This window comes from Arthrobacter sp. efr-133-TYG-104 (assembly GCF_030208915.1).
Lineage (GTDB): Bacteria > Actinomycetota > Actinomycetes > Actinomycetales > Micrococcaceae > Arthrobacter.
This window is the reverse complement of record NZ_JARVTA010000001.1, coordinates 293,520-308,551: the sequence shown is the minus strand read 5'-3', so window position 1 is coordinate 308,551 and position 15,032 is coordinate 293,520. Positions and strand designations below refer to the sequence as shown.

At 62.9% G+C, this 15,032-nt stretch carries 15 protein-coding genes and 1 tRNA gene; all 16 read right to left on the bottom strand.

The genetic code is table 11. The features are described from left to right. Positions 1-20: 20 nt before the first annotated feature. Positions 21-1,250, bottom strand: coding sequence for a branched-chain amino acid ABC transporter substrate-binding protein (locus QRN04_RS01430; protein WP_284974363.1), 1,230 nt, complete (start codon positions 1,248-1,250; stop codon positions 21-23). Positions 1,251-1,392: 142 nt separating this feature from the next. Beyond that, positions 1,393-1,466 (bottom strand) — tRNA-Leu (locus tag QRN04_RS01425). Between the two features lie 180 nt (positions 1,467-1,646). Then, on the bottom strand, positions 1,647-3,101 hold the full coding sequence (locus tag QRN04_RS01420; RefSeq protein ID WP_284974362.1) for an NAD(P)/FAD-dependent oxidoreductase: 1,455 nt from the start codon (positions 3,099-3,101) through the stop codon (positions 1,647-1,649). A 38-nt stretch (positions 3,102-3,139) separates the two neighbouring features. After that, positions 3,140-4,522, bottom strand: a complete 1,383-nt coding sequence (locus QRN04_RS01415; protein ID WP_284974361.1) for a S8 family serine peptidase — start codon at positions 4,520-4,522, stop codon at positions 3,140-3,142. Further along, on the bottom strand, positions 4,519-5,505 hold the full coding sequence (locus QRN04_RS01410; RefSeq protein ID WP_284974360.1) for a Ppx/GppA phosphatase family protein: 987 nt from the start codon (positions 5,503-5,505) through the stop codon (positions 4,519-4,521). Before QRN04_RS01410 ends, QRN04_RS01415 begins: the two co-directional genes overlap by 4 nt. After that, positions 5,502-6,185, bottom strand: a complete 684-nt coding sequence (locus QRN04_RS01405; protein ID WP_284974359.1) for a DUF501 domain-containing protein — start codon at positions 6,183-6,185, stop codon at positions 5,502-5,504. The genes QRN04_RS01410 and QRN04_RS01405 overlap by 4 nt, the downstream gene beginning before the upstream one ends. Before the next feature lie 68 nt (positions 6,186-6,253). Further along, positions 6,254-6,961: an FtsB family cell division protein gene (locus QRN04_RS18200; RefSeq protein WP_284974358.1), complete on the bottom strand. Its 708-nt coding sequence runs from the start codon at positions 6,959-6,961 to the stop codon at positions 6,254-6,256. Between the two features lie 180 nt (positions 6,962-7,141). Then, positions 7,142-8,422 carry a phosphopyruvate hydratase gene (gene eno / locus QRN04_RS01395; RefSeq protein WP_284974357.1) on the bottom strand — a complete coding sequence of 427 codons (1,281 nt, stop codon included), beginning with the start codon at positions 8,420-8,422 and terminating at the stop codon, positions 7,142-7,144. A gap of 116 nt (positions 8,423-8,538) precedes the next feature. Continuing rightward, positions 8,539-9,234, bottom strand: a complete 696-nt coding sequence (locus QRN04_RS01390) for a MazG nucleotide pyrophosphohydrolase domain-containing protein (protein WP_284974356.1) — start codon at positions 9,232-9,234, stop codon at positions 8,539-8,541. Further along, on the bottom strand, positions 9,212-10,354 hold the full coding sequence (locus QRN04_RS01385) for an adenosine deaminase (RefSeq protein WP_284974355.1): 1,143 nt from the start codon (positions 10,352-10,354) through the stop codon (positions 9,212-9,214). Before QRN04_RS01385 ends, QRN04_RS01390 begins: the two co-directional genes overlap by 23 nt. Positions 10,355-10,425: 71 nt before the next feature. Continuing rightward, positions 10,426-11,238 carry an RES domain-containing protein gene (locus QRN04_RS01380; protein ID WP_284974354.1) on the bottom strand — a complete coding sequence of 271 codons (813 nt, stop codon included), beginning with the start codon at positions 11,236-11,238 and terminating at the stop codon, positions 10,426-10,428. Further along, positions 11,235-11,570, bottom strand: a complete 336-nt coding sequence (locus tag QRN04_RS01375; protein ID WP_284974353.1) for a hypothetical protein — start codon at positions 11,568-11,570, stop codon at positions 11,235-11,237. The genes QRN04_RS01380 and QRN04_RS01375 overlap by 4 nt, the downstream gene beginning before the upstream one ends. 135 nt (positions 11,571-11,705) lie before the next feature. Further along, positions 11,706-12,464: a DedA family protein gene (locus tag QRN04_RS01370; RefSeq protein WP_284974352.1), complete on the bottom strand. Its 759-nt coding sequence runs from the start codon at positions 12,462-12,464 to the stop codon at positions 11,706-11,708. A gap of 183 nt (positions 12,465-12,647) precedes the next feature. Beyond that, positions 12,648-13,298: a DedA family protein gene (locus QRN04_RS01365; protein ID WP_284974351.1), complete on the bottom strand. Its 651-nt coding sequence runs from the start codon at positions 13,296-13,298 to the stop codon at positions 12,648-12,650. Between the two features lie 11 nt (positions 13,299-13,309). Then, on the bottom strand, positions 13,310-14,620 hold the full coding sequence (locus QRN04_RS01360; protein WP_284974350.1) for a thymidine phosphorylase: 1,311 nt from the start codon (positions 14,618-14,620) through the stop codon (positions 13,310-13,312). Beyond that, positions 14,617-15,030: a cytidine deaminase gene (locus QRN04_RS01355; RefSeq protein WP_284974349.1), complete on the bottom strand. Its 414-nt coding sequence runs from the start codon at positions 15,028-15,030 to the stop codon at positions 14,617-14,619. The genes QRN04_RS01360 and QRN04_RS01355 overlap by 4 nt, the downstream gene beginning before the upstream one ends. Positions 15,031-15,032: the final 2 nt, after the last annotated feature.

Sequence of the window (15,032 nt, the reverse complement as noted above, 5' to 3'; positions counted from 1 at the left end):
TTCACATGTGCTGTCGACTATTACTTACCGATGACGCCGATGGGAACGATCTTGCCGTTCTCAACCTTGTAACCGTAAACATCAGGCGTTGCCAGCTCGCCGGTGCTGTCCCACTTGTAGTGCTTGGACAGGCCGTCTGCGTCGTAGGACTTGACCCATGACAGGAGGTCCGCCCTGGTCTGCTTGCCCTTGTCGATACCGGAAAGGAGGACGGTTGCGGCGTCGTATCCTTCGATTGAGTACGTTCCGGGATCAGCGTTGGCGATTGCCTTGTATGCCGAAGCAAAGTCGGGGATGAGCTCACCGGGGATGCAGGGGCAAGTGAAGTAGGCGTTGGACGAGGCGTCCCCTGCCTGCTTGATGAACTGGTCATCCTTCACGCCATCAGGGCCGACGAATGATCCCGTGAAGCCCTTGGCAACGAGCTGCTGGTCGAACGGGGCACCTTCAGCGTAGTAACCGGCGTAGTAAACGGTGTCCGCCTTGGTGTTCATGATCTTGGAGATCACTGCCGAGAAGTCCTTCTGGCCGGTGATGACCTTGTCGGAACCAGCGAGTGCTCCGCCAAGTGCCTGGGACGTCTGGGTACCGAGGCCGATTCCGTAGTCAGAGTCATCCTGGACGAGGTAAACCTTCTTTGCCTGCAGCTTGTCCGTCAGGAACTTCGCTGCAGCCGGGCCCTGAACGGCGTCGTTGCCGAGGGCGCGGTAGAAGGTGGTCCAGCCGTTCTTGGTCAGGCCGGGGTTGGTAGCCGACGGCGTGATGTGAACGAGGCCCTTCTGCTCGAAGATGTTGCCAGTGGCCTTGGACTCACCGGAGAACGGGAGGCCGACGACGCCGACGATGTCCGACTCGGAAACCATCTGGGTCACCGGGCCGGTGGCCTTGTTCGGATCGCCTTCAGTATCGAACTTCTTGAACTGCACCTGGCAGCCCGGGTTTGCCTGGTTGTGCTGGTTGATGGCGAGTTGGATGCCATTGAAGATGTTGATACCAAGCTGGGCGTTGGGGCCGGTCTCGGCACCGCCATAGGCCAGCGTGGTGGTGGACGGGCAGGTAGCCTTGCCATCACCCTTGGGAAGAACGGCTCCGGAAGGAACGTCGACCTTGGAAATTGCGGGAATGTTGACCTTGTTGCTTGCCCCAGAAGAGTCCGATGTGCTTGGGCCTGATTGATTAGCGCAACCTGTCACCAGCATGCCGAGCGTGGCAGCTGCCGCAATCGCCGTAATGACTCTTTTTTTGTACATGAATAGCCTCCGCGAACCATCTGTTGTGTGGTCATTGTCCCGAAGCTGCGATCACTTCGAACATGAGCAAGAGACTACTACCAAGATGTGCTCTATGACACATTTTCGCTGGTCAGGATATGGTAACGGCTTGAATAGTTTGTGCCCCAGGTGGGACTCGAACCCACAACACGCGGATTTTAAGTCCGCTGCCTCTGCCAATTGGGCTACTGGGGCGCCCGGACCATGGTATCCCAGCTACGGATAGTTCCCGGTGACGCACACGCGCAAGGCCCCAAAAGGTGGCATCCGAGGGGCAAACGCGCAGCTTAAAACGCTCGACGGCGGCCCCTCCCCCTTTGGGGAGCGACCGCCGTCGAGCGTTTCCTGAACCAGGTACAGTCCAGGCGAGGGTGGCTACTTGGCGTCTGCCGTCACCGGGGTTTTGGAATCGTCCGCAGCAGGCTTTGATTCCGCCGGGGCGGGTGCGGCAACGGGCTTGGGAGCCGGAGTTGCTGCGGCCACGAAGGCACCGCGCGGGTTATCGAGATCAATCAGCTGGGTGGTGTCGCGGCCTGCGAAGAAGGTCAGGACCCAACCGGAGATCACCCGGAACTTGCGCTCCACCGTGGGCATGGCCAGACCGTGGTATCCACGGTGTGCCAGCCAGGCGGGGCCGCCCTTGAGGCCGATGCGGCCAAAGAGGTTGATGTTCGCAACGCCCTTCCACTCGCCGAAGCCGGCTACTGCACCAAGGTTCTTGTGCTTGTAGTCCTCCAGCGGCTTGTCCCAGCGGGAAGCCCACAGGTTCTTGGCGAGCTTCTTGGCCTGGCGCAGAGCGTGCTGGGCGTTGGGGACACAGGTACCGTCCGGCAGGCCCTTGCCGGTGAGGTCCGGAACAGCGGCGATGTCGCCGGCAGCCCAAGCATTTTCGATAATGCCTTCATCACCGGCGATGCGCAGGTCCGGGAGCACGCGGACGCGGCCACGGGGTTCCAGCGGGAAGTCGGTGGAACGGATCATCGGGTTGGCCTGCACGCCGGCAGCCCACACCAGGGTGTCCGCTTCAACTTCCTGCGCGGGGGTCTTGTCCGGGAGGTTGATGAGCTTCAGGGTTCCTTCAGCGTTGTCCAGCGACGTGTTCAACAAGACCTCGATGCCACGGCTGCGGAGGTGCTCCACGACCCACTCGGCCTGTGAAGCGGTGACCTCCGGCATGATGCGGCCCATGGCTTCGACGAGAATGAAGCGGACTTCCTCCTGGCGGATGCGGGGGTTGTTCCGGACAGCGGCGCGGGCAAGGTCTTCCATCTCAGTGAGGCACTCGATGCCGGCAAAGCCGCCACCAACCACCACGAATGTGAGGGCCTTGGCACGCTCTGCGGGATCCGTCATGGTGGATGCTGCCTCGATGCGGTCAAGCACCTTGTTGCGCAGCGCCACGGCTTCTTCGATGGTCTTCAGGCCGATGCCGGCGTCTGCGAGACCCTTGATGGGGAAGGTACGGGTGATGGCGCCAGCGGCGATCACGACGTCGAAGTAAGGAACCTCGAACGGTGCGTCACCATCTGACGGCGCCACAACTGCCGTGCGGTTGGCGTGATCGATGCTGGTGACGCGGCCCTGGATGAGCTCGGTCTGCTTGAGGTGCTGACGGTGCGAGACCACCGCGTGGCGTGCCTCGATGTTGCCGCCTGCAACCTCGGGGAGGAAGGGCTGGTAGGTCATGTACGGCAGTGGATCGACGACGGTGACGATACCACCGGCGTTCGCGATCTTCTTCTGCAGTTTGAGTGCCACGTACAGGCCGACGTAACCGCCGCCGACGACGAGGACCCGAGGACGGTCAATGAGCTCTGGGGTGGTTGCCATGGCTCCAGAATACAACAGTTTGTGAAAATCTTCACTAACTATGGTCGGGAAGGTGGGTCAACCGCATCCACGGCTCCTGTTTCTGTCTCCTCGGAGGCACCCTTGGTGCGCTTTGACACTCGTCGCAAGTGAAGTGCCGCGCCAACCACGAGCGCGATAAACAACCCTCCGAACCCGATGACCACGGCGGCAGGAAGCGAATCGTCCATGCCGGCCGGAGCTTTGGCTACCGGAACGGTGGGGTCCGCCAAGGTTGGTGGTGCGCTGGTCGGGCTGGCCACCGGGGCCTGCGACGGCGTGGTGAGGTCCCCCCGACGATGCACCCTGATCCAATCGGCGATGGACCCCAGCGGGTTGGACCGCGTCTCCGGAACGTCGTTCTTCAGCGCGGCCTCGGCGTTGAGGATGCCGTAACCATAAAGGGGATCCTTGCCCGGTGCACCTGCGTCCTTGGCCGTGCTGACAATCCGGTTGATGACTTGCTTGGCGCTCATGTCCGGCCATTTGGACCGGATCAACGCTGCCACTCCGGACACAATGGGTGCAGCCCCCGACGTTCCGGCCCACTCTGCGTATCCGGCGCCGGGGATTCCGCCCACCAGGTTCTCAGCCGGCGCGGCTACCCCGATGCTGATGCCTTGGGAAGAGGCATCGATGCTGGCGTGTCCGTTGGCATCGAGCCCTGCGACCGTGAGCACACCCGGGATGGTGGCAGGGGCGCCCACTTGGATGTTTCCGCCCACCCGGTTCCCGGCAGCGGCAACAATGACTACGTCCTTTTGCTCGGCGTACAAGAACGCGGCATCCCAGCTTTGTGGCCAGTCAGGCGATGTACTGCCCAAGGAAATGTTGATGACCTTGGCCCCGTTGTCCACAGCCCAGCGCACGGCATCGGGTATCTGTTCCTGGTCTGTCTTTCCGCCGGGGTTTGGCGAGCCAAGCCAGGTGGAAACGGACAGGATGTCAGCCTCGGGGGCGACGCCGATGATTCCGTCCGGTGGCACCACCGGAGGTGGCGTGGGAGTTGGCGACGCCGATCCGGCGGCCGGAGTCGGCGCAGGAGCGGCGTGACCGCGACCGGCCAACATCGTGGCCACGAGCGTGCCGTGCTCGGGCTTGGCGCCGATGCTCTTCTGGCCGTTCGGCGCCCCGGCCCCTGACGCGTCGGCACCTCCGACCACCGCGCCTGCAAGATCGGGGTGGCTTCCATCGATGCCGGAGTCGATAACAGCCACCGTGACCCCGGCGCCCTTGGATATCTGCCAGGCATTGACGACGCCGGAATCGGCGAGCCAATACTCCTTGTCGCGCCACGCGTCTGCAGTGGCTGCCGGAGCTGTTGCCAACATCCCGGCAAAGAGACCCCCGGCCAGCACAGTTGCCACCCCGGCGGAAAAGGCTCGGCGACGCCTCGAAGTCACCCGGCAGCCCGTATGCTCAGGGCGATGCCGTCAAGGATGTCGTGCTCACTGGAAACAGCCATTCTGATCTTCCCGTTGCTGACCGTGGCCAACCGTGTCAGGATCCGGCGCCAGACCAGGGCGCCAGCACCGATCACATCGACCCGCCCGGGGTGCATGTACGGCAGCGCTGCGCGTTCCTCACGCGTCATTTCCAACAGGCTCGTTGCCGCCTTGGTTATGGTTTCCAGGTCGAGTTCGGCGCCGTGGATCCGGCCCGGCTGATATTCCGGCAGCCCGAGCGCGTGCGCCGTGATGGTGGTGATCGAACCGGCGACACCCACCACAGCCGTGGCACGGTCCAGCGGCACTTCTTGGCCGGCAAGGTCAAGGGCGGCATCGACGTCGGCCTCTGCCGCGCTGATTTCAGCCGCAGTGGGCGGATCGCTGTGGAGGTGGCGTTCGGTCAACCGCACGCAGCCGATGTCCACGGACCTGGCAGCGATGACGCCGCCGGAATCACCCGCGACAAACTCGGTGCTGCCACCACCGAGATCGACCACCAGGATCAGGTCCTCCCCCGCCGGTAAGACGCTACTTGCGCCGGAAAAGGACAACGCGGCCTCCTCGTCACCGGAAATGACCTCCGGCTCCACACCGAGCAGATCCCTGACGCCGTCCACGAAAACCTGGCGGTTACGGGCGTCCCGTGTGGCTGACGTCGCGACGAAACGCACACTACTGACGCCGTGTTCCTTGATGATGGCCGCATAGTCCCGGGCAGCGGCGAACGTGCGCTCCAATGCTTCCGGCGCGAGCTCACCGGTGGCATCCACGCCTTGGCCCAAGCGCACCACGCGCATTTCGCGCACGACGTCGACCAGTGGACCGGATGTGGGGCCAGCGCCGGCTGTGTGTGCTGTACCAGTGGTGGTATCAGCGGTATCTGCGATCAGGAGGCGGATGGAGTTGGTTCCACAGTCGATGGCTGCCACTCGGCTCATGCGGGGTTGTCCTGTTCGCTCGGGAGATCGGTCTTGGCTTTCCGCGTGGGGGCGGGCCGTCCGACAATGTCCGGCAGGCCCTGTGGACCGTGCCGGCTCAGGTCGCGGGAAGGGGCTTCACCGGCAGTGTCCCAAGCGCCGTCGCAATAGCACCTGTCCCTTGTCCACCATTCCGCGATGGCTTCCAGCGCCTCATCGCCCAAGGGATTCACTCCGGGACCCGCTGCCAGCGAGTGGCCTACCAAGACGTGAAGGCATTTCACGCGGCTGGGCATCCCCCCGGCTGAAACGCCGTCGATCTCGGGAACGGCCCCGGTTCCGGAGCGTTCCGCGATGTGGTTGCGGGCATCCAGGTAGGCGTCATGGGCCCCGCGGTAGGCCTGGGCCAGTTCCGGGTCGGCGGCCAACCGCTCATTCATTGCGCCCATCAGCCCGCCCGCTTCAAGCCGCGACACTGCGGAAGTGATCACGGGATGCGTGAGGTAGAACGTGGTGGGAAAAGGGGTTCCGTTGCTGAGGCGGGGCGCTGTTGCCGCGACCAGTGGATTGCCGCACACGCACCGTGCGGGGATCTCCACGACGTCGCGGACGGGACGGCCAAGTTGCCGGCTCAGGACCTCGAGATCGTGTGCTGATGGCTGGCGGGTTTCCTGCGGCACGGCTGCCGTGTTCTCTTCCACTTGCGCTGCCACCCTTCCTGCCCGTTGGTGCCGAGCCCCTTGGGACACGACGGCGGCGGGCACCGCGTCTAGTCTGTTGCCGATCGTCTGATGGACTCCCACAACGCATCCACCCATGGCAGATTTGCAGGGTTCGCAGATGATCCGGAGCCGGTGCGGCCACCCGGTGTGCCAGCGGCATCATTCCCGCCAAACACCCAGTAGTCCGTTTCACCCGGCATAACCATGTTAATGCGATCCCGAGCCTGCTGTTTGACATAGTTGGGGTCCTGCCAGCGGGAAAGCTGCTTGGTCAGGTCTGCCTGCTCCGCTTGGCGACTGGAAATCTGTGCCTGGAGGTCGGAGATCTCCGCCCGTTTTTCCAGGAAGATCTTCACCGTTGGGGTCAACATGATGGTGATGGCGATCATCACCACGGCCAATGCCAACAACCGGCCGGAGAACGCCTTGGCCGGAACCGGCGCGTCATCGCGGGCTGTGCTGGAGGAGCCGCGTGAACGGCTGGAGGAGCCGCGAGCGCCCTTGAAGGGAGCCGGGTCCGCGGTGGGCTTCCTACCCCCGGATGCACTTGAGGCTGGCCTCGCCGCGGACGATGCGCTGGCCGCGGACGATGCGGCACTCCCGGATTTGGCCGACTGCTGCGGCGCTGCCGGAGCCCTCGTTCCGGCCTTAGGAGAAGTGGCTGCGGGAGAGGCTGTAGGAGAAGCGGCCTTGGTGCCGATGCTCTGCCCGTCGAGGGCGTCCGCCCTGGGGACTTTGGGACGACGGGTGGCCATGACACTCCTGTAATGCCCGGTGCTTGCCTGGCGGTTGCTGTGCTGGTTATCTCTGATCTGCTTGGACGCCGGGCAATGCCTTCCGTCCAGCCATGCCCGGTTCCGCACCCAAGGCGTTAAACAGAACCGGTGGCCATGGTCTTTCCACCATAGCCACCGGTCAGCCGTTTTTGCGGAATGCTAGCCCTTGAAACGCGGGAATGCGCTGCGGCCGGCGTAGCGTGCGGCATCGTCGAGCTCTTCTTCGATGCGCAGCAGCTGGTTGTACTTAGCAACGCGCTCTGAGCGGGCCGGGGCACCGGTCTTGATCTGACCGGCGTTGGTGGCGACCGCAATGTCAGCAATGGTGGTGTCCTCGGTTTCGCCGGAGCGGTGCGAGGTGATGGTGGTGTAACCGGCGCGCTGGGCGAGGGAAACGGCGTCGAGCGTCTCGGTCAGGGAACCGATCTGGTTAACCTTGACCAGCAGGGAGTTGGCCGTGGCCGTCTCGATGCCCTGCTGCAGGCGGACCGGGTTGGTGACGAACAGGTCATCGCCCACCAGCTGGACTTTGTCACCGATGGTGTCGGTGAGGGTCTTCCAGCCTTCCCAGTCGTTCTCGTCCAGCGGGTCTTCGATGGAGACCAGCGGGTAGTCGGCAACGAGCTCGGCGTAGTAGGCGCTCATCTCGGTGGCGGAGAGTGCCTTGCCTTCGAACTGGTAAGCGCCGTCCTTGTAGAACTCGGAGGAGGCGACGTCCAGCGCCAGGGCGATGTCCGTGCCCGGGGTGTATCCGGCGTTCTTGATGGCTTCCTGGATCAGGTCCAGTGCTGCGCGGTTGGACGGCAGGTTGGGGGCGAAGCCGCCCTCGTCGCCGAGGCCCGTGGAGAGGCCCTTCTGCTGCAGGACGGACTTGAGGTTGTGGTAGACCTCAACGCCCCAGCGCAGGCCTTCGGAGAAGGTCTCGGCGCCGATGGGGGCGATCATGAATTCCTGGATGTCGACGTCGGAGTCTGCGTGCGATCCACCGTTGAGGATGTTCATCAGCGGAACCGGCAGGACGTGGGCATTGGGTCCGCCCAGGTACTTGTACAACGGCAGGTCCGAGGAAGCTGCGGCTGCGTTGGCAACGGCCAGGGAAACACCCAGGATGGCGTTGGCGCCGAGCTTGCCCTTGTTCGGGGTGCCGTCGAGGTCGATCATGGCCTGGTCGATGCTGCGCTGGTCAGTGGCGTCGAAGCCAATGAGTGCCGGGGCGATCTCGTCGATGACGGCGTCTACGGCCTTCTGGACACCCTTGCCAAGGTAACGGCCCTTGTCGCCGTCGCGAAGTTCAACAGCTTCGTGCTCACCGGTGGAGGCACCGGAGGGAACAGCTGCGCGGCCGATCTGGCCGTCGGAGAGCAGGACCTCAACTTCTACGGTCGGGTTTCCGCGGGAATCAAGGATCTCGCGTGCGTGGATGGCATCGATAAGCGCCATGGATGTGCTCCTTATGGGCGAATTACAGGAATGTGGAGGGAAATTCTCAACGTCCTCGTCGCTACTAGCGTAGTCGAGAGTGGCTTAGGTTACGGCACGGCGTCCACAGCCTCACGTCATGAAGGCTGCGCTTGGGTTTTTTGGAACGCCCGGACGGCGCCACGAAGGGCCCGCTCGGCGTCGAGCCCCTGCTCCCGCGCACCTGCGACGACGGCCAACAACAACTCCCCCAGCCCTTCTTCCGAGGCTGGGATTGCGTTAAGCCCGACGGCGGAAACACGGCTGCCGACGTCGACCGCTTGTCCGGCGCGTACCGCCCGGTCGATCGACTTCTGCGCACCCGCCAGGGCCGGCAGGTGGGGCGGAATCCCTTCGAACGGATCGGCCCGCTCCGGCTTTTCCGCGCGCTTCACAGCATCCCATTTCAGGACGATTTCCTCCACCGTGGCCGGAAAAGTGTCTTGAAGGGATCCATCATCCCTGAACACATGGGGATTGCGCCTGACCATCTTGGCATTGATGCCCCGCGCCACGGCGTCGAAATCGAAGCTTCCGCGCTCCTCGGCGAGCCGGGCATGAAGGACCACCTGAAGCAGGACATCGCCTAACTCACCGCGGAGTTCATCATCCCGCGCCGCGGATTCGCCGGCTTCAATGGAGTCCACAACCTCATAGGATTCCTCGATGAGGTACTCCACCAAGGACTCGTGGGTCAGCGCGCCCATCCAGGGACAGTGCTCACGGAGTGCCGCCACTGTGCGCAGCAACTCCGTGAGCCCGGAGGAACCCTTAGCCGAGGTTGGCGTAGGCATCGTTGATGTACTCGACCAACGCTTCGCGCTCATCCAGCGGCAGGAAGGCAGCCTCGGCGGCGTTGAGCGTCAACTCGAGCAAGTCGTCGAGATCGTAGTCGAAGGTCTCAACCAGCAACTCGAACTCATCTGTGAGGGTGACGCCGCTCATCAACCGGTTATCGGTGTTGATGGTGACGTTGAAACCGAGCTGGAACAGCATGTCCACCGGGTGGCTTTCGATGCCTTCACCGAAGCCGGCGATCGCACCGGTCTGCAGGTTGGACGACGGGCATACTTCCAAGGCAATTCCGCGGTCGCGCACCCAGGCGGCCACGCCGCCGAGGGTCACCATGCCGATGGTGTCCTCGCCGTCGTCGTCGGAGTTGTCCTCGAACTCCACGGTGATGTCCTCGGCGATCCGCACGCCATGGCCCAGGCGCAGGGCACGGCCATCAACGAGTGCAGACTGGATGCTGTCAAGGCCGGCAGCCTCACCGGCGTGGACTGTGGCCGGAAAGTTGTTCTCGGCGAGATACGTGAATGCGTCCTTGAAGCGGGACGGCAGGAATCCGTCCTCCGCTCCTGCGATGTCGAAGCCGACAGCTCCCTTTGCCCGATGACGGACTGCAAGTTCGGCGATTTCCTGCCCGCGATCGGCGTGCCGCATGGCGGTAATCAGTTGGCCCACCTGGATCTGGTGTCCGCGCTCTTCAGCTGATTCCACGCCTGCTTCCAAACCGGCCTGGACTGCCTCCACTACTTCGTCCAGGGACAGGCCTTCACGCAGGTGTTGCTCGGGCGCCCAGCGGACTTCACCGTAAATCACGCCGTCCTCTGCAAGGTCTTCCACGAACTCCTTGGCGACCCGGAACAGCCCTTCTTTGGTCTGCATGACGGCGATGGTGTGGTCGAACGTTTCAAGGTAGCGAACCAGCGAACCAGAGTCGGCGGATTCGCGGAACCACTCACCCAGCGCAACGGGATCCGTGGACGGAAGGGTGTGGCCAACGGCGCTGGCCAATTCGATGATGGTGGCCGGCCGGAGCCCTCCATCCAAGTGGTCGTGCAGGGAAACCTTGGGCAGGCTCTTGAGGTCGAAGTCGAGGGCAGGGGCAGCATCAAGAATGGGCTCAGTCACGTACCAACTCTAGATGATGACGGCCCAAGAATTCAGAGCGGTCCCGATGCGCCATCTGACTGCCACCGACCTCATCGACGGGCGCCGAGGATAGGAAGTTTGTAGAAGCGTGCGACCCTAACAAATTCCGGGTCGGGACCGACGTTTTTGGAGGACACCTGCAGCAAATCGTTGCTGACCGGCGGCAGCCCTTCGTCGGAGCGGCGATCCCAATACGCCCAACACCGACCCTTGAGCGTCTTAGACCGGTAAGAAATTCCTAATGGTCTGGAGCCGTCGTCGAGGGATACTCCCCGCAGGACGTGCGCAAGTAGTGTCGTCAGATCGCGGTCCTCGCCTTCAACTGCGTCCGAAGTAAGAAGGTGGAGACGATCCGTGAGACCGGGCGTTTTGGGAGCTAGTCCTTCCAGAGCGAGGAGCGTCTCGGCGTGGTCGATCTGTACCCACCATCCATTCCGGGGTAGCTGGATCTCATAAACCGATCTCTCCATCTGCCAGTCCACAGAGATCGCCCATGGGACGTCGACACCGTTGCTTTCGGCTTCAGCGGCAACCTGGCTGATGTAGTCGTTGACTTCCCAGTTGATGGACTCTGCAACCTTTGCGATCTTGGCCCGCTCGCGACGGAACTGGACCAACACCTCCGCGTACGCGCATTCCCGTGAATCAGCCAGATAGATGGTCCGGCCTTTTGCATCGAATCGGCCGCGGTGGTCACCCTCTCCGGGGTCCGCTCCTACCGGCAATGGACCAACTACCGCATTCGGTAGAACCGAGAGCGCACCGTAGCGATCCTTTGCCACGCGGAACGCGCTCTCGCCGCGCGCCTCTAGCAGGTGAAGGCCCGTCGCCTCGCAGAGGCGTTCCGCCAGAGCCGCCGTCACGCAGCGTAGGTATCGTTCACGAACGCTTCAGCGGCGCCTATGACTTCCCTACTTCGCTGCTCCTGGATGTAGAGGACGGGAAGGTTTTCTTCAAGACGCGGGTTAGCGCCCATCAACCAAGCCAACGCAACATGCTTTCCATCGGCCATGTAGACCGTCTTCCACACGCGGTATCCAAGACGCAGACGATCTTCAAACTCCTGCCGGGGAACCGGGCCATCAGGGCGGGCCCATTTATACGGGGAGGTACGGTCTTTCACCCCGGCCATCGTCTGCACGACAACAGCACCAACGTTTTCATTGAGTTCCCGAACAAGGTCGTGGATATTCATCCGCGTAGTGTCTTGATGAATTTCGTTGCGTACCGATGCCTCCATCGTCCCATAGTCTCAGAAGACCCACATGAGAGCAACAAGAAATCCACATTCAACCGACGGCGATTCGGTGGTAGCCGCCGTGCGGGAAGGCTATCCGGCAGGCTTGGAAACGTCGACTTTGGCCACGGCGGGACCGTGCTTCACCGGGACCGAGGCGTGGGTGCCGGATGGTTCGCCAGCTGCAGTGCCGCCGTCAGCGCCGGCCTTGGAGCTTTCGTTTCCGACGGCGTGTCCGCGGCGCGCGTCCTTCTTTTCCAAGTATTTGTGCCACCACCGGAGCGCATGGTCAACTACGAAGCCAAGGACGACGGCGAATGCCACTGCGATGCCGACGCCCAAGAGCGGGTTGTGGTGAACCCACTGGCCCGCAAGCAAGCCGATGCCGATGGAGTAGCAGACCCAGGTGAGGCATGCGAAGGCGTCCAGGAAGAAGAATGTCCTGTGCTTGAACCCGGTTTGGCCCGCGACGTAGTTCACGGCCACCCGGCCCCACGGGATGTAGCGGGCTGTGAAAATGAGCACGGCCCCGCGCTTGTCCAATTCATACTGGGCCCAGGAAAACAGTTTCTGGATCTTGGGCCTGCGCATCCACTTCCAGCGGTCAATGCCGATTTTCCGGCCCAGCATGTACGCCATGTTGTCCCCCGCCATGGCCCCCACCAGGGCCGTTGCCCCCAAGATCCAGAGGTTGGGCTCGCCACTGCGAAGCGAAAGTGCCGAGAGTCCTACAATGGCCATTTCGCTGGGGAGAATCGTGGCGAATCCGTCGACGAAGAAGAACACCAAAAGGATCGGGTATACCAAGGGCTGCCCGGCTGCATGATCAAGCAAATGGTTCAAATACTCCACGCGGGGGTAGCTCCTAGGCGAATGTGACTTGACACTGTGACGGAAGTCGCTCTTAAGTGTCCCATGGCCGGGGCGTCGTTCGCTACGTCCCGGCCTTGGACCACAACTCCAACGGTAGCGGCCCCGGAGCAGTCCGGGCGTCCACCGGCGGACTGATGTTTGCCACCACCGGCAGCCCCTGCGTCATACCGTAGGCGGAGGAGACACGTCCTCCGCTGGGACGTTGCTTATGTCCAACGGCACCGAGCCACGCACCTTGCTGATGATGCGATCGATCACCACGCCGAGGGCAATTGCCGCCACGATAGCGATCACAGCGCCCAGGAGGTGATTGTGCTCGAACCACTTGCCGAAGAAGAACCCGAGCACCACGGAGTAGGTGGACCACAACAGGGCGGACACGGCGGTGAAGGCAACAAACCTGCCGTGGCTGAATCCGGTGGCGCCCGCGGCGAGGTTGACCGCTACACGACCGATCGGGATGAACCGCGCCACCATGATCAAGGAAGCGGGCCGCCGTCGTAGCTCCTTCCCCGCCCAGCCGAAGGCGCCCTGCATTCGCCGGGTCCGCATCCAGCGCCACCGCTGAACACCAACACCGCGGCCGATGAAGTAGGCGATGTTGTCCCCGGAGAACGCCCCAAGCGCCGCCATCAGGCCCAGTGACCATAGGTTCGGCGAGCCACTGCTACCTGCGACGGCGCCCAATCCGACAACAACGGATTCGCTGGGAATGGGTGGGAAGAAACCATCGATCAGGCAGCATGCCAGCACCAATAACAACACCCACGGCTGCTCTGCCGCCGCCAGGATGAAGTCGTTAAGAGCCTGCACAGGACTAAAACCTAGGCGATCCGATCGATAATGAGCCGATGCGCCGGCCGTGAACCTTCCGGCGCTATGACGACGGCGCCCTCCAAGGCTTCCTCTGCCCGGGCGAACTTTTCCGGAGTGTCCGTCAAAAGGGTCATCAACGGCTCACCCGCCCGGACCAGCGCACCCGGCTTGGCATGCATTCGAACACCTGCGCCTGCCTGCACCTGATCCTCCTTGCGAGCACGCCCCGCGCCCAGACGCCAGGCAGCAACACCCACCGAAAGGGCATCCAGTTCCACAAGCACACCGTCCGCTGGCGCGTAAACGACCTCGGACTCCTTGGCTACCGGTAATGCCGCCCTGGGATCGCCGCCCTGCGCTTCGATCATCCGGTTCCACACGTCCATGGCCCGGCCGTCCCTGAGCGCGGCAGCGGGATCGGCGTCGTGAATACCGGCACCGGCCAGCATTTCCTCCGCCAACCGGACGGTAAGTTCGACGACGTCTTCCGGACCGCCGCCGGCGAGGACCTCCACGGACTCCTCAACTTCAATCGCATTTCCCGCAGTCAAGCCCAGTGGCGTGGACATGTCAGTCATCAGCGCCACCGTATGGACTCCGGCGTCCTTTCCCAAGGCCACCATGGTCTCAGCAAGTTCCCGGGCCCGCGCCTCGTCCTTCATGAATGCGCCGGAGCCAACCTTGACGTCCAGCACCAACGAACCTGTGCCTTCAGCAATTTTCTTGCTCATGATTGAGGAAGCAATCAGCGGGATGGCCTCCACCGTTCCAGTGACGTCGCGCAATGCATACAACTTCTTGTCCGCTGGCGCGAGTCCTGAACCGGCGGCGCAGATAACCGCGCCCACGTCCTGCAACTGCCTCATGATCTCGTCATTGGTCAGATTGGCCCGCCAACCCGGAATGGCTTCCAGCTTGTCCAACGTTCCGCCTGTGTGGCCCAGGCCGCGGCCCGACAGCTGCGGAACAGCGACGCCGAAGACAGCCACCAAGGGTGCCAGGGGCAGCGTGATCTTGTCACCAACGCCACCGGTGGAGTGCTTGTCGCTGGTAGCCTTCCGGCCGCCGTCGGGCCTTGTCAGTGACGAGAAATCCATGCGCTCGCCCGAGGCGATCATCGCTGACGTCCAGCGCGAAATTTCGGCGCGGTCCATCCCGTTGAGCAGGATGGCCATATTCAGGGCCGCCATCTGCTCCTCGGCGATCACGCCGCGGGTGTACGCGTCAATGGTCCAATCGATCTGTTCAGGAGTGAGGGTGCCCTTGTCCCGCTTGATCGAAATGATCTGAACGGCGTCGAACGCTTCGGTGCTGTTCACGTGGTTTCCTCCAAATGTTCGGGACCGAAGGCATCCGGCAGCACCTGGTCCATGGATTTGATTCCCTGCGTTGTCATGAGCTGCATTCCGGGTGCCCTGAATTCGTACAGCAGTTGGCGGCAACGCCCGCACGGCATGAGGATGTTTCCTTGGCCATCCACGCAATAGAACGCAGCGAGCCTCCCCCCGCCGCTCATGTGGAGCTGCCCAACCAACGCGCACTCGGCGCACAGCGTCAGGCCATAACTGGCGTTCTCCACATTGCAGCCGCTCACGATCCGGCCATCCTCGGTGAGGGCTGCTGCTCCCACCGGGAACTTGGAATACGGCGCATAGGCCCTCTCCATAGCCTCTTTGGCAGCCTGTTCCAGGGCTGGCCAGTCGACGTCCTGCTGGTGACCGGTGTCCATGC

What these genes read in the sequence shown, in the direction of transcription:
- QRN04_RS01375 (WP_284974353.1), bottom strand. Translation starts at nt 11,570, where the DNA reads ATGAATATCCACGACCTTGTTCGGGAACTCAATGAAAACGTTGGTGCT.
- eno (WP_284974357.1), bottom strand. Translation starts at nt 8,422, where the DNA reads ATGGCGCTTATCGATGCCATCCACGCACGCGAGATCCTTGATTCCCGC.
- QRN04_RS18200 (WP_284974358.1), bottom strand. Translation starts at nt 6,961, where the DNA reads ATGGCCACCCGTCGTCCCAAAGTCCCCAGGGCGGACGCCCTCGACGGG.
- QRN04_RS01420 (WP_284974362.1), bottom strand. Translation starts at nt 3,101, where the DNA reads ATGGCAACCACCCCAGAGCTCATTGACCGTCCTCGGGTCCTCGTCGTC.
- QRN04_RS01430 (WP_284974363.1), bottom strand. Translation starts at nt 1,250, where the DNA reads ATGTACAAAAAAAGAGTCATTACGGCGATTGCGGCAGCTGCCACGCTC.
- QRN04_RS01390 (WP_284974356.1), bottom strand. Translation starts at nt 9,234, where the DNA reads ATGCCTACGCCAACCTCGGCTAAGGGTTCCTCCGGGCTCACGGAGTTG.
- QRN04_RS01355 (WP_284974349.1), bottom strand. Translation starts at nt 15,030, where the DNA reads ATGGACACCGGTCACCAGCAGGACGTCGACTGGCCAGCCCTGGAACAG.
- QRN04_RS01410 (WP_284974360.1), bottom strand. Translation starts at nt 5,505, where the DNA reads ATGAGCCGAGTGGCAGCCATCGACTGTGGAACCAACTCCATCCGCCTC.